The organism is Enterobacter cloacae complex sp. 2015409 (assembly GCF_041365315.1).
Classification (GTDB): domain Bacteria; phylum Pseudomonadota; class Gammaproteobacteria; order Enterobacterales; family Enterobacteriaceae; genus Enterobacter; species Enterobacter pseudoroggenkampii.
Map to the genome: position 1 here is coordinate 2775268 of NZ_JBFTVM010000001.1, position 21635 is coordinate 2796902.

Annotated in this window: 19 protein-coding genes, 2 tRNA genes and 1 rRNA gene; 6 read left to right on the top strand and 16 right to left on the bottom strand. The window is 57.1% G+C overall.

All coding sequences use genetic code 11. From position 1 onward, the window contains the following. The first annotated feature begins 16 nt into the window (after window positions 1-16). Window positions 17-2461: an acyl-CoA dehydrogenase FadE gene (gene fadE, locus ACDO57_RS13535; RefSeq protein ID WP_370884099.1), complete on the top strand. Its 2445-nt coding sequence runs from the start codon at window positions 17-19 to the stop codon at window positions 2459-2461. A gap of 108 nt (window positions 2462-2569) precedes the next feature. Continuing rightward, entirely contained in the window at window positions 2570-3340 is a 771-nt protein-coding gene (locus tag ACDO57_RS13540; protein WP_267217181.1) for an amidohydrolase, read from the top strand. 475 nt (window positions 3341-3815) lie between these two features. Here the strand turns inward: ACDO57_RS13540 and ACDO57_RS13545 are convergent, their stop codons facing one another. From ACDO57_RS13545 to dnaQ, 9 genes are all read right to left on the bottom strand, one after another. After that, complete coding sequence (locus ACDO57_RS13545) at window positions 3816-5417, bottom strand: gamma-glutamyltransferase family protein (protein ID WP_370884134.1); 1602 nt, start codon at window positions 5415-5417, stop codon at window positions 3816-3818. A gap of 9 nt (window positions 5418-5426) precedes the next feature. After that, the gene (locus ACDO57_RS13550) at window positions 5427-6302 is read right to left on the bottom strand and encodes an ABC transporter permease (RefSeq protein ID WP_370884100.1); all 876 of its coding nucleotides are present in this window, start codon (window positions 6300-6302) and stop codon (window positions 5427-5429) included. 2 nt (window positions 6303-6304) lie between these two features. After that, window positions 6305-7246: an ABC transporter permease gene (locus ACDO57_RS13555; RefSeq protein ID WP_370884101.1), complete on the bottom strand. Its 942-nt coding sequence runs from the start codon at window positions 7244-7246 to the stop codon at window positions 6305-6307. A gap of 18 nt (window positions 7247-7264) precedes the next feature. Continuing rightward, window positions 7265-8779, bottom strand: coding sequence for an ABC transporter substrate-binding protein (locus tag ACDO57_RS13560; RefSeq protein WP_370884102.1), 1515 nt, complete (start codon window positions 8777-8779; stop codon window positions 7265-7267). A 2-nt stretch (window positions 8780-8781) separates the two neighbouring features. Then, a complete protein-coding gene (locus ACDO57_RS13565; protein WP_267214416.1) occupies window positions 8782-9864 on the bottom strand; it encodes an ABC transporter ATP-binding protein in 1083 nt (360 codons plus the stop codon). Then, window positions 9861-10874: an ABC transporter ATP-binding protein gene (locus tag ACDO57_RS13570; protein ID WP_048990097.1), complete on the bottom strand. Its 1014-nt coding sequence runs from the start codon at window positions 10872-10874 to the stop codon at window positions 9861-9863. The genes ACDO57_RS13565 and ACDO57_RS13570 overlap by 4 nt, the downstream gene beginning before the upstream one ends. Next, complete coding sequence (locus ACDO57_RS13575; protein ID WP_024909454.1) at window positions 10871-11590, bottom strand: FadR/GntR family transcriptional regulator; 720 nt, start codon at window positions 11588-11590, stop codon at window positions 10871-10873. The genes ACDO57_RS13570 and ACDO57_RS13575 overlap by 4 nt, the downstream gene beginning before the upstream one ends. Before the next feature lie 379 nt (window positions 11591-11969). Beyond that, a tRNA-Asp gene (locus tag ACDO57_RS13580) sits at window positions 11970-12046 on the bottom strand. Window positions 12047-12178: 132 nt separating this feature from the next. Next, on the bottom strand, window positions 12179-12910 hold the full coding sequence (gene dnaQ / locus ACDO57_RS13585; RefSeq protein ID WP_055726119.1) for a DNA polymerase III subunit epsilon: 732 nt from the start codon (window positions 12908-12910) through the stop codon (window positions 12179-12181). On the opposite strand from dnaQ, the gene rnhA reads away from it, so the two are divergent. Next, window positions 12864-13442 carry a ribonuclease HI gene (gene rnhA / locus ACDO57_RS13590; RefSeq protein WP_175557791.1) on the top strand — a complete coding sequence of 193 codons (579 nt, stop codon included), beginning with the start codon at window positions 12864-12866 and terminating at the stop codon, window positions 13440-13442. The two genes, dnaQ and rnhA, sit on opposite strands and share 47 nt — an antisense overlap. On the opposite strand, the gene ACDO57_RS13595 is transcribed toward rnhA, so the two are convergent. Beyond that, window positions 13439-14158 carry a class I SAM-dependent methyltransferase gene (locus ACDO57_RS13595; protein WP_024909452.1) on the bottom strand — a complete coding sequence of 240 codons (720 nt, stop codon included), beginning with the start codon at window positions 14156-14158 and terminating at the stop codon, window positions 13439-13441. The two genes, rnhA and ACDO57_RS13595, sit on opposite strands and share 4 nt — an antisense overlap. A 32-nt stretch (window positions 14159-14190) precedes the next feature. On the opposite strand from ACDO57_RS13595, the gene gloB reads away from it, so the two are divergent. Together gloB and mltD are read left to right on the top strand one after the other, a co-directional pair. Further along, window positions 14191-14949 (top strand): hydroxyacylglutathione hydrolase, encoded by a 759-nt coding sequence (gene gloB, locus ACDO57_RS13600; RefSeq protein WP_248163432.1) that lies wholly within the window; start codon window positions 14191-14193, stop codon window positions 14947-14949. A gap of 68 nt (window positions 14950-15017) precedes the next feature. Next, window positions 15018-16382 carry a murein transglycosylase D gene (gene mltD, locus ACDO57_RS13605; RefSeq protein ID WP_032645479.1) on the top strand — a complete coding sequence of 455 codons (1365 nt, stop codon included), beginning with the start codon at window positions 15018-15020 and terminating at the stop codon, window positions 16380-16382. A gap of 52 nt (window positions 16383-16434) precedes the next feature. Here mltD and ACDO57_RS13610 read toward each other — a convergent pair whose 3' ends face one another. The 3 genes from ACDO57_RS13610 to ACDO57_RS13620 form a co-directional block, all read right to left on the bottom strand. After that, complete coding sequence (locus tag ACDO57_RS13610) at window positions 16435-17208, bottom strand: class I SAM-dependent methyltransferase (protein WP_048990296.1); 774 nt, start codon at window positions 17206-17208, stop codon at window positions 16435-16437. 75 nt (window positions 17209-17283) lie between these two features. Further along, window positions 17284-18084, bottom strand: coding sequence for an endonuclease/exonuclease/phosphatase family protein (locus tag ACDO57_RS13615; RefSeq protein WP_024909448.1), 801 nt, complete (start codon window positions 18082-18084; stop codon window positions 17284-17286). 136 nt (window positions 18085-18220) lie between these two features. Beyond that, a complete protein-coding gene (locus tag ACDO57_RS13620) occupies window positions 18221-19396 on the bottom strand; it encodes an MFS transporter (protein WP_208763514.1) in 1176 nt (391 codons plus the stop codon). Between the two features lie 104 nt (window positions 19397-19500). Between ACDO57_RS13620 and yafC the strand changes: the two genes are divergently transcribed. After that, entirely contained in the window at window positions 19501-20430 is a 930-nt protein-coding gene (gene yafC, locus ACDO57_RS13625; protein ID WP_370884103.1) for a DNA-binding transcriptional regulator YafC, read from the top strand. A gap of 2 nt (window positions 20431-20432) precedes the next feature. Here yafC and dkgB read toward each other — a convergent pair whose 3' ends face one another. The 3 genes from dkgB to rrf form a co-directional block, all read right to left on the bottom strand. Next, entirely contained in the window at window positions 20433-21236 is an 804-nt protein-coding gene (gene dkgB / locus ACDO57_RS13630; RefSeq protein WP_048990301.1) for a 2,5-didehydrogluconate reductase DkgB, read from the bottom strand. A 160-nt stretch (window positions 21237-21396) separates the two neighbouring features. After that, window positions 21397-21473, bottom strand: a tRNA-Asp gene (locus ACDO57_RS13635). A 56-nt stretch (window positions 21474-21529) separates the two neighbouring features. Continuing rightward, window positions 21530-21635 (bottom strand): 5S ribosomal RNA (gene rrf, locus ACDO57_RS13640); the annotation flags it as partial.

Here is a 21635-nt window from a genome sequence, read left to right on the forward strand (position 1 = left end):
AAGGGAGCTTTTCTTTATGATGATTTTGAGCATTCTCGCAACCGTTGTTCTGCTCGGTGTGTTGTTCTATCACCGCGTAAGTTTATTCCTGAGCAGCCTGATTCTTCTGGCTTGGACGGCTGCGCTTGGCGTCGCAGGTCTCTGGAATATCTGGCTTTTAGTCCCTCTTGCCATCATTCTTCTGCCGTTTAACCTGGCGCCGATGCGTAAATCCATGATCTCTGCGCCGGTGTTCAAGGGCTTCCGCAAAGTGATGCCGCCAATGTCGCGTACCGAGAAAGAAGCGATTGATGCGGGCACTACCTGGTGGGAAGGCGACCTGTTCCAGGGCAATCCGGACTGGAAAAAGCTGCATAACTATCCGCAGCCGCGCCTGACCGCGGAAGAACAGGCGTTTATTGACGGCCCGGTAGAAGAAGCCTGCCGTATGGCAAACGACTTTGCCATCACCCACGAAATGGCCGATCTGCCGCCAGAGCTGTGGGCGTACCTGAAAGAGCATCGCTTCTTCGCGATGATCATCAAGAAAGAGTACGGCGGTCTGGAGTTCTCCGCTTACGCTCAGGCTCGCGTCCTGCAGAAGCTGGCGGGCGTTTCCGGGATCCTGGCGATTACCGTTGGCGTACCTAACTCCTTAGGGCCGGGCGAACTGCTGCAGCATTACGGTACGGAAGAGCAGAAAGATCACTACCTGCCGCGTCTGGCACGCGGTCAGGAAATCCCGTGCTTCGCGCTGACCAGCCCGGAAGCAGGCTCCGATGCGGGCGCGATCCCGGATACCGGCGTGGTCTGCATGGGCGAGTGGCAGGGCGAGCAGGTGCTGGGCATGCGCCTGACCTGGAACAAGCGTTATATCACCCTGGCGCCTATCGCCACCGTGCTGGGTCTGGCCTTTAAGCTCTCTGACCCGGAAAAACTGCTGGGCGGTGAAGAAGATCTGGGCATTACCTGTGCGCTGATCCCAACCTCTACCCCAGGCGTCGAGATTGGTCGTCGTCACTTCCCGCTGAACGTGCCGTTCCAGAACGGTCCGACCCGCGGTCAGGATATCTTTGTGCCGATTGACTACATCATCGGTGGCCCGAAAATGGCCGGTCAGGGCTGGCGTATGCTGGTGGAATGTCTGTCGGTGGGCCGCGGCATTACCCTGCCGTCGAACTCAACCGGCGGTCTGAAGTCGGTCGCGATGGGGATTGGTGCCTACGCTCACATCCGCCGTCAGTTCAAAATCTCCATCGGTAAGATGGAAGGTATCGAAGAGCCGCTGGCGCGTATCGCGGGCAACGCCTACGTGATGGATGCCGCTGCTTCTCTGATTACCTACGGCATTATGCTGGGCGAAAAACCAGCCGTACTGTCGGCCATTGTGAAGTACCACTGTACCCACCGCGCGCAGCAGTCAATCATTGACGCGATGGATATTGCAGGCGGTAAAGGCATTATGCTCGGCGAAGGCAACTTCCTGGCGCGCGGCTATCAGGGCGCACCGATTGCCATCACCGTGGAAGGCGCAAACATCCTGACCCGCAGCATGATGATCTTCGGTCAGGGCGCAATTCGCTGCCATCCTTACGTTCTGGAAGAGATGGCCGCCGCGCAGAACAACGACGTGGATGCCTTCGATAAGCTGCTGTTCAAACATATCGGTCACGTGGGCAGCAACAAGGTGCGCAGCTTCTGGCTGGGCCTGACGCGCGGCCTTACCAGCGCCACGCCGACCGGCGATGCGACCAAACGTTATTACCAGCATCTGAACCGTCTGAGCGCCAACCTGGCCCTGCTGTCTGACGTTTCCATGGCGGTGCTGGGCGGCAGCCTGAAGCGTCGCGAACGTATCTCTGCCCGTCTGGGCGATGTGCTGAGCCAGATCTTCCTGGCCTCTGCGGTCCTGAAACGTTACGACGATGAAGGCCGTCAGGAAGCGGATCTGCCGTTGGTGCACTGGGGCGTGCAGGATGCGATGTATCAGGCTGAACAGGCGATTGACGATCTGCTGGCGAACTTCCCGAACCGCTTTGTGGCAGGCGCCCTGCGCGTGGTGATCTTCCCGACCGGTCGTCACCACCTGGCGCCGTCCGACAAGCTGGACCACAAGGTGGCGAAGATCCTGCAGGTTCCGAGCGCAACCCGCTCCCGCATCGGTCGCGGTCAGTACCTGGCACCGACGCCGCATAACCCGGTGGGTCTGCTGGAAGAAGCGCTGCTGGACGTGATGGCTGCCGATCCGATTCACCAGAAGATCTGTAAACAGCTGGGCAAAAACCTGCCGTTTACCCGTCTGGACGAACTGGCAAAACAGGCGCTCGCCGGTGGCATTATCAATAAAGATGAAGCCGCTCTGCTGGTGAAAGCCGAAGAGAGCCGTCTGCGCAGTATTAACGTGGATGATTTCGAACCGGACGAACTGGCGACGCAGCCGGTAAAGCTCCCGGAGAAGCACCGTAAACCTGAAGCGGCGTAACGCGTTTCGCTTATACAAACCCCGCCGCGCGCGGGGTTTTTTATTGCCACATTTTCTCGTTATGTCGTGCTACAGTGTCAAAAAGTGGTCGTTTGAGGAGTCTGAATTGTGCCTGGTCTGAAGATTTCTATTTTGCAGCAACCTTTAGTGTGGATGGATGGCCCCGCCAACCTGCGCCACTTTGATCGTCAACTGGAAGACATTACCGGGCGTGATGTGATTGTCCTGCCGGAAATGTTCACCACCGGCTTCGCCATGGAAGCGGCACAGCAGTCAATGCCGCAGGATGAGGTGGTCGCCTGGATGCATGTCAAAGCGCAGCAGACTAATGCGCTGATCGCTGGCAGCGCCGCCCTGCAGACCGAACGCGGGCCGGTGAACCGCTTCCTGCTGGTGGAGCCGGAAGGAAAAGTGCATTTTTACGATAAACGCCACCTGTTCCGCATGGCGGATGAGCATCATCACTATGAAGCCGGTAACGAGCGCGTGGTGTTCGAGTGGCGAGGCTGGCGTATTCTGCCGCTGGTTTGCTACGACCTGCGTTTCCCGGTGTGGTCGCGTAACCGCAACGATTACGACCTGGCGCTGTATGTCGCCAACTGGCCTGCGCCGCGCTCCCTGCACTGGCAGTCGCTGCTGGTGGCGCGCGCGATTGAGAACCAGGCGTACGTGGTGGGCTGTAACCGCGTGGGAACGGACGGCAACGGACATCACTACCGCGGCGACAGTCGGGTGGTGAATCCGCAGGGCGAGATCATCGCCACCGCCGAGCCGCACCAGGCGACGCGCATTGATGCGGAGCTGTCGTTAACGGCGCTGAAAGAGTACCGGGAGAAGTTTCCGGCGTGGCAGGATGCGGATCCGTTTAGCATCGGCTGAAATTTTCCCCTCACCCAAAGGGTTGAGAGATCCCCATAAAATAATGCCAGCAAAGACGACTCCCTCTCCCTTGAGGGAGAGGGCTGGGGTGAGGGGGAACATACGACTGCGGAGGTTATTCCGTTCACTTTATGTTCCTCGCTACTCTGTAACGACACAACCTGTGAACGTGCCAGGGTGGCTCAGTCGCCACCACCCTGGCGACCCGGGCTCCCGGCGGTAAATCGCCGCTTCGCGGTGCCCTCGGCTTATTCCTTCCGGCTTGTCGGGGACGGGCGGAGGCAACGTCCATGTAAAGCCCGCCCTCTCGGCGCATCCCTGCGCCTCGCCCCGGCCTACAGGAAACGCCTCAGCGATTTACAGCCGGATCAGGGCATCGCTGTAAGTCATTAATTATCCTGAAACAATATTTATCGCTTCCGGCTAAAAAATTACCGGGGATCCCTCAGCCCAAAGGGAGAGGGAGGATAAAACATTAACTCACCAACGCCTGCCCGTCTTTGCGGCTTTCCGTCGCGGCCACGTAGTGCCCTTCCGGCAGGCGATAGATCACCTGTGCCCCGCCAAAGTTGTAATCCTGCAGCGGATCTTCCACCACGATCTGATGCCCGCGTTCGCGCAGCGCGGCAATCGTATTGCGATCGAACGTTGATTCAACGATCACCTCCCTGCCCTGCACCACGCGCCAGCGCGGGGCGTCGATTGCCGCCTGCGGGTTTTGCCCGTGCAGCATGATGCGCAGCGCCATCTGCATGTGCCCCTGCGCCTGCATCGGGCCGCCCATCACGCCGAAGGACATCAGCGGCTGGCCGTTGCCGTCCATCGCAAAGCCCGGAATGATGGTGTGGAACGGACGCTTGCTGCCCGCCAGCGCGTTCGGGTGATTAGGATCCAGCACAAACCCGCAGCCCCGGTTTTGCAGGCTGATCCCGGTATCCGGCACCACGATGCCTGAACCGAAGCCCATATAGTTGGACTGAATAAACGAGACCATCATCCCGCTGGCATCCGCGGTGCTGATGTAGACCGTGCCGCTCTGCGTCGGGGAACCGTAGACAAAATCAGATGCGCTGTCGTGGTTGATCAGCGCCGCGCGCGACTTCAGGTAATGGTCGCTCAGCAGCTCTTTCGCCGCGAACGCCATGTGCTCTTCGTCCGCCACGTAGCGGTCGAGATCCGCCAGCGCCAGCTTCATCGCCTCAATGGAGAGATGCAGAGACTGCACGGAATCTGGATGATGCTTCTCAATGCCGCACTGCTCAAGAATGCCGAGCGCAATCAGCGTGGCGATCCCCTGACCGTTAGGCGGCAGCTCCTGCACCGAACCGCCCGCGAAGTCGCGCGACAGCAGCTCGACCCAGTCCACGCGGTGGTTGGCCAGATCTTCAGCCGTCAGGTGCGCGCCATGTTCTTTGGCGAAGGCAGCAATTTTCTGCGCCAGCTCGCCGCGGTAAAAGGCTTCGCCGTTGGTGCGGGCGATCAGCTCCAGCGAGTTCGCCTGCGCCGGGTTGCGGAAGATCTCCCCCACGCGCGGGGCGCGGCCTTCCGGCGCGAAGCAGGCGCTGAAGCCCGGCTGATCTTTCAGCTTGCTATAACCGCGCTGCCAGAGATGCCCAATCAGCGGCGAGACCGGGAAACCGTTGCGCGCATAGTCAATGGCGGGCTGCGCCAGGGTGGTAAACGGCAGCGTGCCGAAGCGTTCCGCCAGCGCGACCCAGCCGGATACCGCCCCCGGCACGGTCACCGCGTCCCAGCCGATTTCCGGCACCGTGGTTTTACCGGCAAACAGATCCGCATGCCAGCTCGCAGGCGAACGACCGGACGCGTTCAGGCCGTGCAGCTTTTCGCCGTCCCAGACGATGGCAAAGGCATCGCTGCCAATCCCGTTGCCGGTCGGCTCGACCACCGTCAGCGCCATCGCGGTGGCAATGGCCGCATCCACGGCATTCCCGCCCAGCTGCAGCATCTTCATGCCCGCCTGCGCCGCCAGCGGCTGAGACGTCGCAACGGCGTTATGGCCCAGCATCGGCGGGCGGCGTGAATCGTAACCGGACGTAAAATCAAGCGCTTTGGTCATCATGACTCCTTAGTCATGGCGCGGATCGAGCGCATCGCGCAGCCCGTCGCCGAGTAAATTAAAGCCCTGCACGGCAAGAAAAATCGCCACGCCGGGGAAAATGGACATCCACGGGGCCTGCTCAAGAAACCCTTTCGCGGTGTTAAGCATGGACCCCCAGGACGGATTGGGCGGCTGCTGCCCCAGCCCCAAAAACGACAGGCTGGCTTCAGCGATAATCGCCGAGGCAATGGCCAGCGTGGCCTGCACCAGGATCGGCGACATCACGTTGGGCAGGACGTATTTAATGATGATCCAGCGATCCGGCAGGCCAATCGCCCGCGCGCCGTCGATATACTCTTCGTTGCGAATGGCGATTACCTGGCCGCGCGTCAGGCGGGCGAAGATCGGCATCGCCGAAAGGCCGATGGCGATCATCGCGTTGGTCAGGCTTGGGCTCAAAAATGCCCCCAGCGCGATCGCCATGATCAGGAACGGACAGGCCAGCAGCGCCTCGATAAAGCGCGAGATCACGCCGTCCCACATCTTCTGGAAGTAGCCCGCCACCAGCCCCAGCGGCACGCCGATAACCACCGCAATCACCACCGACATACAGCCCGCCATCAGCGAGGTGCGAGCCCCCCAGATAATGCGGGATAAGATGTCGCGCCCCAGCTCGTCGGTGCCGAACCAGTACATCGCCGACGGCGCTTTGCGCACCGCCAGGAAGTTGGCTTTCACCGGATCGAACGGGGCGATCCACGGCGCCAGCAGCGCCACCAGCACAAAGAACCCCACCGCCACCGCGCCAATGACCGCGCTTTTATTGCCGAGGAATTTCTTCAGTACCCGGTTCTGCGCGCGCGGCAGCGCGGGCGTAACGGTTTGCGTCGTCAGTTCCGCCATGGTTAACCTCGCATTTTCGGGTTGATAAGGACGTAGAGCACGTCGGCCAGCAGGTTGAGCATCAGGAAGCCGATTGCCACGATCAGCACCACGCCCTGCACCACCGCGTAGTCACGGTTAAATACCGAGTCGACGATCATCTTGCCGAAGCCCGGAATGGTGAAAACCTGTTCGGTCAGCACCGCGCCGCCCAGCAGCTCGCCAAACAGCAGCGTGGTGAGGGTAATCACCGGCACCAGCGCGTTGCGAAACGCGTGCTTTAAGATCACCGCCTTCGGCAGCAGCCCCTTAGCGCGCGCGGTGCGGATGTAATCCGCCTTTAGCACCGCAATCATCGAGGCGCGGGTGTGGCGCATCAGCGTTGCCGCGAGGCCCGTTCCGAGAACGGACGCGGGCAGCAGCAGCGTACGCAGGTTCTGGATCGGATCTTCACTGAACGGCACGTAGCCGGAGGCGGGTAGCCACTGCAGGTTCACCGAAAAAACCAGAATCAGCAGGATCCCCAGCCAGAAGTGCGGGATCGAGATCCCCGAGATCGCCACTAAGTTCGCCCCGTGATCGACCCAGCTGTTTTTGTTCACCGCCGCGAGGATCCCCATGCTGATGCCAAACACCAGCGCGATAATCATCGCCAGCAGCGACAGCTCCAGCGTGACCGGCAGCTTGCTGGCAATCAGCTGCGTCACCGGCTCGTGCGTGCGTAAGGAGACGCCCAGATCACCCTGCAGCGCCCGCGTCAGCCAGTGGAAATACTGCACGGGGATCGGCGCATCGAGGTTCAGCTCCGCACGCAGCTGAGCGATGACCGCCGGATCGCGCTCCTCGCCGGCCATGGCGATCAGCGGGTCGCCGGGCAGCAGCTTTTGCAGCCCGAACACCATCATGCTCACCAGCAATAGCGTCGGGACGGCCAGCAGCAGACGTTTGCAAATCAGTTCCAGCATGGGCTCTCCTCAGGACGGTTATTTCGCCAGCGTCAAACCCGCCAGACGCACGATGCCGTCCGGGTAAGGCTTAAAGCCCTGCACGCTTTTATTCAGGCCAAAAATGCGCGGCTCGAAGTAGAGGTAGGCAATAGGCATGTCGGTTTGCAGCTGCTTCACCACCTTGTCGTACAGCGGCTGGCGCGCGGCCTGGTCGGTGCTCTGGCGTGCCTGGGTCAGCCATTCGTCAACCTGCGCGTTGCTGTAGCGGCCGTCGTTCAGGGTGCCTTTACTGTTGATAAAGCCGTAGATACTGCCGTCCGGATCCGGGCGTCCCGACCAGCCGGAGAAGCTCAGCTGATAGTCTCCGCTCTGCTGGCGATCCAGCAGCGTGGCAAATTCGGTCATCTGCAGGTTCAGGGTGAAGCCCGCCTCGGCCACCATCGCCTGCAGCACCTGTCCCACCTGCTGCGAGGTAGGGTTGTTCGGCACCAGCAGGTTGACGGTCAGCGGCGTGGTCACACCGGCGGCTTTCAGCAGCGCTTTGGCTTTGTCGACGTCACGCGGCGGGACCGGCAGGTTGACGTGATACGGGCTGACCGGTGAAAACGCCTGGTTGGCCGGGGTGTAGAGCCCTTCAAAGACCACCTGGTTTAGCGCATCGCGGTCGATAGCCTGCGAGAAGGCCTCGCGCACGCGGGCATCCTTAAACGGATCGTTCGCCGGCACCTTGCCGTTGTTGATGTTAAAGGTGATGCCCTGATAGCCCAGGCCCGTTACCTTCGCCAGCGCCAGCTTGCTGTCAGCCTCGACGGTTTTCACATCGCTGGCGGCGATGCCTTCGGTCAGGTCGAGATCGCCCGCACGCAGGTTCGCCAGACGCACGGAGGCATCCGGGATCGGCAAATAGATGATTTTGTCGAAGTGGTAGGCGTCTCTGTTCCAGTAGTTGTCGAAGCGGGTCAGGACGATGCGGTCCTGGGACACGCGGCTGTCGAATTTATACGGGCCGGAGCAGACCGGATGGGCGGCAAAGTCAGGCTTTTTCGCCGCCTCGGGGGCCATCATCGCGCCCGCGCGGTCGGTGAGCTGCATCAGCAGCGCGGCATCGGGGGTCTTCAGGTGCAGCGCAATCTGCATCGGGCCGGTGACCTCGACCGATTCAACGGAGGAGATCTCGCTCTTACGCAGGGAGCCTTTCAGGGTAAGGGCGCGGTCGAGGTTGTATTTTGCCGCGGCTGCATCGAATTTCTCACCGTCGTGGAAGGTGACGCCTTCGCGCAGATTGAGCGTTAGGGTTTTACCGTCCTCACTCCACGCCCAGTCTTTAGCCAGACCGGGAACAACCTTCAGATTTTCATCCACGTCCACCAGCCTGTCGCACAGGGAGGCAAACACGAAGCGGCCATAGTAGGTGCGCGCCAGGTGCGGGTCGAGCATGTCCGGGTCAGCGCCCAAGCCGATTCGCAGCACGCTTTCAGAATGGGCGGGCAGCGCCGCGCCAAGCAACATAACACTTCCCAGTACGGTCAAAAGAGAATTACGCATTGTCATTATCATGAGTTCCTTGGAGGAAGGGGCGAGTGAGTGGCCGCGTGTTCAAACAGCGCGCGGCGGCGCAGAAAAGCGGCGGATGGCGGTGCAATCTGGATAACGCTGCGATCGCGGTTGATCTCCTGCCAGCGGTGGCAGGCAACCTGACGCCCGCCGTCGAGCACCTGATTGATCGGCTCGACCTGACGGCATTCGTCGGTGACGTACGGGCAGCGGGTGTGGAAACGACAGCCGGACGGCGGGCTGGCTGGGTTGGGCAGATCCCCCTGCAGCAGCGGCGCATCTCGCTCAATGCCCGGCTGCATCTGCGGCGCCGAGGCGATCAGCGCCTGGGTATAGGGATGCAGCGGCGCGTCAAAAATCTCATCCACGGTGGCAAGCTCGACGATTTGCCCAAGATACATGACCGCCACGCGGTCGCTCATATGGCGGATCACCGCCAGGCCGTGGGCGACAATCACCATCGTCAGCCCCAGCTGGTGCTTCAGGCTTTCCAGCAGGTTGACCACCTGCGCCTGAACGGAGACGTCCAGCGCGGATACCGGCTCATCACCCAGCAGCAGCTTCGGTCCCGAGGCCAGCGCGCGCGCAATGCCGATACGCTGGCGCTGCCCGCCGGAAAACTCGTGCGGATATCGGCCGGCCCAGGCGGCGGGCAGGCCTACAGTCTTGAGCAACTCGGCAACGCGGTACTGGCGATCCGCTTTTTTCATGTTCTGATGCAGCCACAGCGGCTCGCCGACGATCTGCTCCACCGTCATGCGCGGGTTGAGCGAGGCGAAGGGATCCTGAAAGATGATCTGCAGCTCGCGCCGGAGCTGATTGAGGCGCGCCCCCGAGGCATGCGTGATCTCTTCCCCCTGGTAAAACACGCGCCCTTCGCTGGCGGCCAGCAGGCGCAGCAGCAGACGGCCAAGCGTGGATTTTCCGGAACCGGACTCGCCGACGATCGCCAGCGTTTCGCCCGGCATCACAGCAAGCGAAACGCGATCGACCGCCGTGACAAACCGTGCCGGAGTAAAGAGCTTTTTGGGGCCGGGGAAAAGCTTGCTGAGGTCACGGGCTTCAAGAATGGGCGTGGTCATGCGATTTCTCCCAGGGCAATGTGCTGTTCGAGCGGCACGCGGAAGCAGGCGACCTGATGGCCCGCGCCGAGCGTGGTGAGCTGCGGTTTTTCAGCGTGGCAGCGGGTCTGCGCAAACGGGCAGCGCGTCGCGAAACGACAGCCTTTCGGCATGGATTCCGGGAGCGGGACCGCGCCGGGAATGGTGGAGAGCTGGCCCTTGCGTGCCCCCAGCGAGGGGATCGAGCCCATCAGGCCGATGGTGTACGGGTGCTGCGGGTCGGCAAAGATGGCCTCCACGCTCCCCTGCTCCACCACCTGCCCGGCATACATCACCGCTACCTGCTGGGCGACTTCTGCCACCACGCCTAAATCGTGGGTGATCATCAGCACTGCCGTGCCGGTTTCCTCTTTTAAGGCGTTGAGCAAGGCAAGGATTTGCGCCTGGATGGTGACGTCGAGCGCGGTGGTGGGCTCGTCAGCAATCAGCAGTTTGGGACGGTTAATCAGCGCCATCGCAATCATCACGCGCTGGCGCATGCCGCCGGAAAGCTGGTGGGGATACGCTTTCAGGCGCATCTCAGCCGCCGGGATCTGCACCTTCTCGAGGATCTGCAGCGCGGCCTTCATCGCCCCTGCACGCGAGACGTTCTGGTGTCGCATAACCGCTTCGCTAAGCTGATCGCCCAGCGTAAACGCCGGATTGAGCGAGGTCATCGGCTCCTGAAAAATCATCGCCAGCTCGCTGCCGCGCAGATCGGCATATTCCCGCGGTGAGAGCTTTAGCAGGTCGTGGCGGCGAAACTGCATCTCCCCGCTGACGATCCGCGCGCTGGCAGGCAGTAACCCCATCAGCGCCAGTGAGGTGATACTTTTCCCGCAGCCGGACTCCCCCACCAGCGCGAGCGTTTCGCCCGCCCTGACGGTCAGAGAAATACCATCAAGCACGCTAACCGGCGAGCCAGCAAACGTAACGTTGAGGTTTTGCACTCGCAATACAGGCGTGGCGTCCTTAAAGGGTATTGTCGTCATGGCGTGAAGTCGTCCTCGAGGTGGATCGCCTGAATCAGGGCGGTTTGCAGGCTGAGCAGGTGTTCGCGCATGGCGGCCGCGGCTTCATTAGGCTGGCGATGGATAATCGCAGCCATGATCTTATGGTGGTGGTCGTTATAGCTGTCGACACGTTCGGGGGTGCGAGCCAGCTCGCGCAGATGCTGCCAGCCCGGTTCACGCCGCACGGCATCAATGGCATCAAACAGGCCGAGCATCAGGCGGTTGCCCGCCGCCTCGGCAATCGCACGGTGAAAGGCGCTATCCCACAGTTCGTTGAGATCGCGGTCATCCGGGCTGACCTTATCGATGCGTTCCAGCATGCGCTGCATGAGCGCGAGGTTTTCCCTGGTGGCACGCAGTGCCGCAAGCCGGGCTAAGCCGGGTTCGAGCTGTAGACGAGCTTCCATCACTTCCAGAAGGTTGGTCTGCTGAACCAATCCCTGAAGGGCCAGCGGTTCAACAGGTGCCGCCGGACCAATAAAGGTCCCTTTGCCCTGCTTACGCCAGATGCGCCCCTCTTCTTCCAGCACGTCCAGCGCACGACGCACTTCACGTCGCCCTACGCCGAGAGTGTCCGACAGCTCACGTTCCGTGGGCAGCGGTATGCCTGGTGTTGACTCATGCTGGTTGATTAGCCCGCGCAGCTGCTCAAGCGCGGTGCTGGAATTGGCCAGAAACCGTGACGGTTTTTCCATATTGGTTCGCTCGCTTTCATCATAATTTTATTTTTATTAACGATAAGTTATTGATATGAAATGAAGCTTATCGTGCTAATGATTAAGCAATAACCAAACCAATACGCAATTGGTTCGGTGTTTTTTTGGAAAGCGGGAGATAACCAAATGATTCTGCGTGAATTATTTTTACACTAAGACACATTCTGACTGAGGTCTGAAAGGAGGTTCGGTGGTTAATTGCACAATATCAGTGCAGATAACGCACTATATTTGTGCAATTGTTAATTAATTGCACCATAGATATTAACTTTTTGTTAACGATAGTTGAGGGGATGAGATTACAGAATGCTGAAACGACGAAGGCCTGAATCATTTCTGATTCAGGCCTTCTGAATAGTGGCGGAACGGACGGGACTCGAACCCGCGACCCCCTGCGTGACAGGCAGGTATTCTAACCGACTGAACTACCGCTCCACTGTTCCCGTTTGGGGAACGAGGCGCATATTACGGTGCGCCTCCGATCTCGTCAACGCTTTTTCTCGCGTTTTGAATCGTTTGCTGCAAAAATCGCCCAAACGATGATTTTACAGGCATTCCGGCGTTTTTTCAGGCGCGCCACATACAGCTACCGCCCTTCTTCTGGACCAGATCAAGCCGGGATTCGTGGTTATGAAGCTCTTCATCACTGGCTAAAACAACCCGCAACCGGCTTGCCTGACGGACAACACGCTGAATGCCCGCTTCGCCTTGCGTCTGCTGGGATTCATTTTCCATACTGAACTTCATTGAGGTCTGCCCGCCGGTCATCGTCAGATAGACATCCGCCAGGATCTGGGCATCAAGCAACGCCCCGTGGAGCGTTCGTTTGGTATTGTCTATCTCGTAGCGCGAGCAGAGCGCATCCAGGCTGTTACGCTTGCCGGGAAACATCTTCCTTGCCAGCGCCAGGCTGTCCGTCACCTTACAGAAGGTGTTCGTCTTCGGGATATCACGATTAAGCTTGCTGAATTCATAATCCATAAAGCCGATATCGAACGAGGCGTTATGGATGACAAGCTCGGCACCCTTGATATATTCCAGGAACTCGTCAGCGACATCCGCAAACGTCGGCTTATCCAGCAAGAACTCATCGGCAATCCCGTGAACGCCGAACGCTTCCGGATCCACCAGCCGATCGGGTTTGAGGTAGACGTGGAAGTTGTTCCCCGTAAGACGACGGTTCACCACTTCAACGGCGCCGATCTCGATGATCTTATGCCCTTCGTAGTGCGCGCCGATCTGGTTCATACCGGTGGTTTCGGTATCGAGGACAATCTGGCGAGTAATTGCAGTGCTCATAGCGGTCATTTATGTCAGACTTATCGTTTTACTGAACGTTTCGAATACAGGAAGTCTACCAGAGATGCGTAAACAGGTAGAAATTTTCACCGATGGATCTTGTCTCGGTAACCCAGGACCCGGCGGTTACGGCGCGATTATGCGCTATCGCCAGCACGAAAAAACTTTTAGCGAAGGCTATTTTCTGACCACCAACAACCGGATGGAGTTGATGGCGGCCATCGTGGCGCTGGAGGCATTAAAAGAACATTGTGACGTGGTGTTAAGCACCGACAGTCAGTACGTGCGCCAGGGGATTACCCAGTGGATCCACAACTGGAAAAAACGCGGCTGGAAAACCGCCGATAAGAAACCGGTCAAGAACGTCGATCTCTGGAAACGTCTTGATGCTGCGCTGGGCCAGCACCAGATTAAGTGGGAGTGGGTTAAAGGCCACGCAGGCCACCCGGAAAACGAACGCTGCGACGAACTGGCGCGTGCTGCGGCATCCAATCCCGCTCATGAAGATGCGGGCTATCAGCCCGACGTTTAATCGGTTTTTTTGTACTGCCGCGTGGCACCGACGGTCTGGCGGATGGGCGTTTTCGACTTGCTCTGCTTCATGGGGTTAAGCGTAAGGGGAATGGTTCGCTTACGCGCGACGATAAACTGCAAACAGCCCAACGCGGGGAGGTGGGTACTCAGTACAACGCCCCCCTGCCGCGCCCAGGGCAGCACCTGAAAACCACCGTAGCAGAGCACTTCAAAGTTCAGCAGCGAAAGCCAGTCGAGCTGGCGCATCATGGTGAACATCCGGCTGTTGTAAGGTGGGGCCCGGCGTAGTACCGGTACCAGCTTACGCAGGCCCATCAGGCTTAGCGGATTAAATCCGCTCAGTACCAGCCAGCCGTCATCAATCAGCACGCGATCGGCTTCGCGAAGCAGACGATGCGGATCGCTGCACCAGGGCAGCGTGTGGGCGAGCAAACAGGCATCAACGGATTTCTCTGCAAACGGCAGATGCAACGGGTCTGCTTTCACCTGAACCGGCGCTCCACCGAGAGAGACGTTGACCTGATGCGAGATAGCGCAGCTTTCGGTATTGATTTCCGCGCTGAGATTGCCAATCTTAAGCAGGTGAAAGCCATACATTTTCGCCAGCCAGGGCTTCAGCTGTTGTTCTAACGCTTCGCGATAGTATTCACCCCAGGGCAATTCCGCCCAACGTTCCGGTGCTGCGACAGTCTGAGGTATCCTTGCCGGTTTCATCAAAACACCCGCCACGCTATAAGAGGTAATGTATGAATCTTATCAGTATTCCAGCCTTTGAGGACAATTACATCTGGGTTTTGGTTAACGACGATCGCCGATGCGTCATTGTCGATCCCGGAGAATCCTCCCCCGTTCTGCGCGCAATAAAAGAGAACGGCTGGCAGCCGGAAGCCATTCTGTTGACGCATCACCATCACGATCATACTGGCGGCGTGCCTGAACTGCGCGCTCATTTTCCGCATCTGGTGGTTTACGGACCGGCGGAGGCACAAGATAAGGGCGTCACGCAAGTAGTCGAAGAAGGCGAAACTATCCTCATACGCGAGTGGGAGTTTTCCGTATTTGCTACACCAGGTCACACTTTGGGACATCTGTGTTTCTACAGTAAACCTTATCTTTTTTGCGGCGACACGTTGTTCTCCGGAGGCTGCGGAAGACTGTTTGAAGGCACGCCAGCTCAAATGCACCAGTCTTTACAGAAGATTAATGCGTTACCCGATGACACCATTATTTGTTGCGCCCATGAGTATACATTAGGAAATATGAAGTTTGCCGTGAGCCTCTTACCCGAGGATCGGGCGATTCAGGATTATTATCACAAAGTGAAGGAGTTACGTGCAAAAGACCAAAAAACACTACCCGTAATTCTGAAAAATGAGCGCCAAATTAATTTATTTTTACGAACAGATGATCTTGATTTAATTAATAAAATTAACCAAGAAACAAATTTGCAACAACCAGAACAGCGATTTGCATGGTTAAGGTCAAAGAAAGATAACTTCAGATAATTGCGGGTTGCCTTTTCAAAATTTCGCCGTTATTATCGCTCGTCTTTTAAGCAACTATTGACACACACATGAAGGCAAAAGCGATATTACTCGCCTCTGTCCTGCTTGTAGGTTGCCAGTCGCAGAACGGCAGCAACGTACAACAGCACGCACAGAGCCTTTCTGCAGCTGGTCAAGGGGAAGCAGGGAAGTTTGCAAGTTCGGCGCGCTGGATGGACGATGGAACATCTTTCGCGCAGGATCAAGACTTGTGGACCTCTATTGGCGACGAGCTAAAGATGGGAATTCCGGAAAATACCCGGATTCGCGAACAGAAACAGAAGTATTTAAGTAATAAGAGCTATCTCCACGATGTAACGTTACGGGCAGAGCCGTATATGTACTGGATAGCCGGGCAAGTTAAGAAACGTAACATGCCTATGGAGCTGGTACTCCTACCCATAGTGGAGAGCGCTTTTGACCCACACGCGACGTCTGGCGCCAATGCCGCAGGCATTTGGCAGATCATTCCGAGCACCGGGCGAAACTATGGTCTGAAACAGACCCGCAACTATGATGCGCGTCGCGATGTTGTCGCTTCAACGACAGCCGCTCTCGACATGATGCAACGTCTGAACAAGATGTTTGACGGTGACTGGCTGTTAACGGTCGCAGCGTACAATAGCGGCGAAGGTCGTGTACTGAAGGCAATGAAAGCGAATAAAGCACGGGGTAAATCCACCGATTTTTGGTCGCTCTCACTGCCACAGGAAACAAAGATTTACGTACCGAAAATGCTGGCATTGAGCGATATTCTCAAGAACAGCAAGCGTTACGGTGTACAACTGCCAACACCAGACGAAAGTCGTGCACTGGCGCGTGTTCGCCTCAGCAATCCGGTTGATATTCAACAGGTTGCTGATATGACGGGTATGTCGGTAAGTAAATTGAAAACCTTTAATGCTGGCGTTAAAGGCTCAACCCTGGGGGCAAGTGGCCCGCAGTATGTAATGGTTCCGCAGAAACATGCTGAGCAGTTACGTGAGTCTTTAGCTTCGGGTGAAATCGCCGCCGTTCAGTCAACGCTGATCGCGGATGTCTCATCAGTTAACAGCCGTAGTTATAAGGTTCGTTCAGGTGATACGCTTTCGGGCATTGCGTCACGTCTTGGCGTGAATGCAAAAGATCTGCAGCAGTGGAATAACCTGCGCAGTTCAGGCCTGAAAGTGGGTCAGACTCTGACGGTAGGTGCAGGTAGCAGCGCACAGCGTCTCGCCAGCAACAGTGATAGCATTACCTATCGCGTGCGCAAGGGCGATTCACTGTCCAGTATCGCAAAACGACACGGCGTGAACATCAAGGATGTGATGCGCTGGAACAATGATACTGACAATCTGAAACCTGGCGACCAGCTGACGCTGTTTGTGAAGAACAGCGCGACGCCAGACTCCTGATAGCACGATCGAAAGATAAAAAGGCACCGATTCCCCTCGGTGCCTTTTTTGTTTATCCCGCTTTTTGCGCTTCAGCCATGATGGTATCGCTGGTAAACGAGCCATCGTCCTGCAGTTCAAAGTATGCCTTTACCTCTGCGGACGCACTCTCCTGATACAGCCTGATTGCCTGGCTTAATGCTTCCGGGGTGCGCATACGCGCGATCCACGAGCTGAACTCAAGCGGTAAGCGGTCTGTAATCAACGCACGCGCGATCAGCCCCGCTTCAGTGATAAATGACAACCACTCTCCGCCGGCGTAGTTTTGCACGTGCGAGGTATCGCGCAGCGCTTCGACCGTCTGCAGCCAGATATTGCGTACCGGATGTCCAGGGGACATCACATCCATAATAATGAAGATGCCACCCGGCTTCAGAACACGTCTGACTTCGCGTAATGCCTGGCCAACATCATGCCAGTGGTGCGCGGAGTAACGGCTGATCACCACCTCAAACGACGCATCATCAAAAGGTAATGATTCGGCATAGCCCTGACGCGTATCAATGTTGTCCAGCCCCTTAGCTTTCGCCGCCTCGGCAACGACGTCCAGCATCTGGCTTGATAAGTCATACGCGGTAACGTGCGCGACATGCTGTGCAGCCGTAAAGCTGGCATGCCCTGCCCCGCAGCCTAAATCCAGCACGTGGGCCTGCGGGAATGCCGCCAGACGTTCACCGAGACGCACCAGATCGCGGCCAGAAGCATGCACGGCGCTGCTCAGATAGGCATTTGCCTGAGAACCAAACTGTTTTTCTACGTTGTCATGATGGGAGTGTGTTGTTGTCATCGTACTGTCCTTTGTGAGTGGAAAATAAAGGGCAGCACCCGCGCAGGCCTGCCCCACGGCAGACCTGACACACCATTATTTATCAGGTTTGCCGGGACTGAATTCAACTAGTAGAGGGTTATGATCCGAGGCGCGCGTCACCAGAACAGAGGCGTCATGCACGCTCAAACCACGATAGAAGACAAAGTCGAGAGGACGACCAAAGGCTTTTTTGCGCTGGTCATCGCTAAAACGAACTTCACGCAGCGACATTTCACGCGCAAAGCGATACAGCGCGTTCATGCGTGGACGGCTCCAGGCATTGAAATCGCCCGCCATAATAATGGGCCCGCTGTGATGCGCAATCTGATCGCCAATGGGAAGTAACTGCTTACTGTAGACATCCACGCCCAGGCTGAAATTGACCGCATGGATGTTCACGACCATCAACATACGGGTATCCGGCAGCGGATAGACCGTCACCAGTGCCGATTTTGCCAGACGCAGAATAGGTTCACGTTCGCGCAGAGGACAGCAATAGACGGGATGTGCTGCTGAAAGCGTCATCACGCCTGAGGGGTGTTGTGGCAGAACAAATGCAGGCACCTGGTCGGCGGCAAGATAGTTCGTGGTGGCAAACCGGACCAGCTCAGGGGTGGTTTGCGCCTCCTGGAGCAGAACCAGATGGGCATCTTTGCCAAAATTCTTGAGGACCGATAACCACTCCGCACGCTGCTGCTTAAAGATATTCCACACCAGTACACGGATTTTTTCATCGCTGCTTAACGGAGTGCCGGCGGGTAATGCCTGGCTTATGCTCGCAAATGACCCCGGAGGCAAGATCCTCTCCGCGGGCATTCCGGCAACATAACGCATGGCATAGGTATTTTTTCGCACTTTTGGAAACAGCCTCTGTAACATGAACCAGCCCGGAAAACGGACTGGTTCTAATGTTATAGGGACTTTAGGTCATACTTTCAACGCAATTTCTGAGAAACCGCTTTCCAGTTTTGTAAGCAAGCACTTACTGATTTTATCCCAGCGCGACGCGAGCGGGTTTATCAAGACGTCCACTCAGACCAATCAGCAGGAAGGCGACCAGGACAATCACCGCGCCAATCCATGGGGTCTGAGTTAATCCAACATGCGCTACGGTTTGTCCGCCAATGATGGAGCCCAGCGCGATGCCGATATTAAATGCGGCAATGTTCAGACCCGATGCCACATCCACCGCATTGGGCGTATAGAGCTCGGCTTTCTGGACAACGTAAACCTGAAGCCCGGGCACATTACCAAAGGCAAAGATCCCCATGACCAGCACCGTGACCAGCGCGGCGTAGTGTAGCGAAGCCGTGAACTGGAAAATCATCAGCAGGACAACCAGGGCGGCGAAGATGAATTTCAGCGCCGGTACCGCACCATGATTATCCGCAAGCTTGCCGCCCCAGATATTGCCAATCGCAACGGAAATACCGTATCCCAGCAAAATCCAGCTCACGGCATTGGGGGAGAAGCCTGCCAGGTCCTGCATCATCGGTGCAAGGAAGGTGAAGGCGGTGAATACGCCGCCATAGCCCAGTGCCGTGACCGCGTAGATGATCAGCAAACGCGGATGCGTGAGCACCTTCAGCTGATCGCGCAGGCTGGCGCTGGCCCGGCCAGGAATATTCGACGGTACCAGCAGCAGGCTGGTCACCAGGGCAATGACGCCCAGTAAGGAGACGGCCAGGAACGTTTCACGCCAGCCGAAGTGCTGTCCGATAAACGTGCCCAGCGGTACGCCCGTAACGAGAGCGACGGTCAGCCCACCGAACATGATCGCAATGGCAGACGCCGCTTTCTCCTTGGGTACCAGGCTGGTTGCAATAGTGGAACCAATCGAGAAGAACACCCCGTGTGCAAGGCCGGTCAACAGACGAGCGATGACCAGCGTGGTGTAGTCCGGTGCCTGCCAGGCCAACACGTTGCCGGCGGTGAACAGCACCATCAGCGCGACTAACAGCTGCTTACGCGGAAAACGTCCGGTCAGGGCCGTCAGCACGGGCGCACCGACGGCGACGCCCAGGGCGTAGATGGACACCAGCAGCCCGGCGGAGGGCAACGAGATCGCAAGCTGGTTAGCAATAGTGGGAACCAGCCCCACGATAACAAATTCGGTCGTGCCAATTGCAAAGGCACTGATCGTCAGGGCAAGAAGCGCCAGTGGCATAAAATACTCCGTATCAACAGGATTAAGATGACAGGCAGTATGCGCCAGTGCTTAAATAACAAAAATGGTCAAAATATCAATAGAATTTTGCGGGTGGTGCAACAATGAAAGCAACGTCAGAAGAGCTGACAATCTTTGTCGCCGTCGTTGAAAGCGGCAGCTTTAGCCGCGCGGCCGAACAGCTGGGACAGGCTAACTCAGCCATCAGCCGCTCGGTAAAAAAGCTGGAGATGAAGCTTGGGGTGAGTCTGCTCAACCGAACGACGCGTCAACTGAGCCTGACGGAAGAAGGAGAGCGTTATTTTCGCCGCGTGCAGTCGGTACTGCAGGAGATGGCTGCAGCGGAGACGGAGATTATGGAGACCCGCAGCACGCCGCGTGGGTTACTGCGCATTGATGCGGCCACGCCGGTGGTGCTTCACTTTCTGATGCCGCTGATTAAACCTTTCCGCGAACGTTATCCGGAGATGACGCTCTCTCTGGTCTCCTCAGAGACGTTTATCAACCTCATCGAGCGTAAAGTGGATGTGGCTATCCGGGCAGGAACCCTGACCGATTCAAGCTTGCGTGCCCGCCCTCTGTTTGCCAGCTACCGCAAAATTATCGCATCACCAGAGTATATTGCTGAACATGGTAAACCGGAGACGGTTGAAGAACTGAAGCAGCATCTGTGTCTGGGCTTTACGGAGCCGGTGTCACTGAACACCTGGCCTGTCGCCTGTCATGATGGTCAACTTCATGAAATTACCTGCGGATTATCCTCAAACAGCGGGGAAACGTTGAAGCAGCTGTGCCTTACCGGGAATGGCATCGCCTGTTTATCGGATTACATGATTGATAAAGAAATTGCGCGCGGTGAACTTGTGGAGTTAATGGCCGATAAGCGTCTGCCGGTAGAGATGCCTTTTAGCGCAGTGTATTACAGTGACAGAGCGGTAAGCACGCGCATACGGGCCTTTATTGACTTCCTGAGCGAACATATAAAAACAGCTCCGAAGGAGCTGTATGAGGGTTTAGAGTACAGAGGGGGTTAATATCAGTCCCAGTGAGGCGCTAAGCCTTCTGGGCTGACCAGGCGATCGTTGCACTCCAGGGCTGCGATCGCTTTTTTATCGTCAGCATCCAGCTGAAGATCCGTTGCTAACAGGTTGCTCGCCAGGTTTTCACGCTTAGTTGATGATGGGATCACGGCATAACCTTCCCCCATTGCCCATGCCAGAATCACCTGCGCGGCAGTCGCGCTATGTTTCTCAGCGATACGCGTAATCACTTCATCTTTCAGCGCTTTACCGTAGGCCAGCGTCATGTATGACGTGATGTGGATCCCGTGCTGTTTTGCCCAGTCCACGACTTTGCGGTTCTGCAGGTATGGAGACAGTTCAATCTGGTTGGTCGCAATATTTTCTGCACCAACAGCAGCAATGGCTTTTTCCATCAGCGGAATGGTGAAGTTGGAGATCCCAATTTCGCGGGTTAAGCCCTGCTTTTTCGCTTCCAGCAGCGCCTGCATGAATTCTTCCACGGAGACGGCATCGTTTGGTGATGGCCAGTGGATCAGCGTCAGATCGACGTAGTCAGTACGCAGTTTTTTCAGGCTCTCTTTCAGGCTAGGGATAAGCTTGTCTTTGCTGAGATTCTCAATCCAGATTTTCGTGGTAATGAACAGCTCATTACGCGGTACACCGCTCTCTTCGAGAGCTTGTCCAACGGCAGCTTCGTTTTCATAGATCTGTGCCGTATCAACTGCGCGATAGCCCAGTTCGAGTGCGGTTTTAACTGATGCGATAACAACGTCGTCTTTCAGGCGGAAAGTGCCCAAACCAAATGCAGGGAGAGTCATAATATTCCTCAATCGTTATGTTCGTAAACTGAGGAAGATTATCGCTGGCGGTGTTATAGAGAAAAAGATCGCAAAACGCAGAGGATTTTTGCTAATTTCGCAATAATTAAACGTCAGATAAGAAAAAAGCCCTGAGCGTTAGCTCAGGGCTTTTAATAAGTGGCGGAACGGACGGGACTCGAACCCGCGACCCCCTGCGTGACAGGCAGGTATTCTAACCGACTGAACTACCGCTCCACCGAAGACTGCTTGTAACCACCGGATTTATGCACCGGCTTACTACTTAATTTGATGCCTGGCAGTTCCCTACTCTCACATGGGGAGACCCCACACTACCATCGGCGCTACGGCGTTTCACTTCTGAGTTCGGCATGGGGTCAGGTGGGACCACCGCGCTAA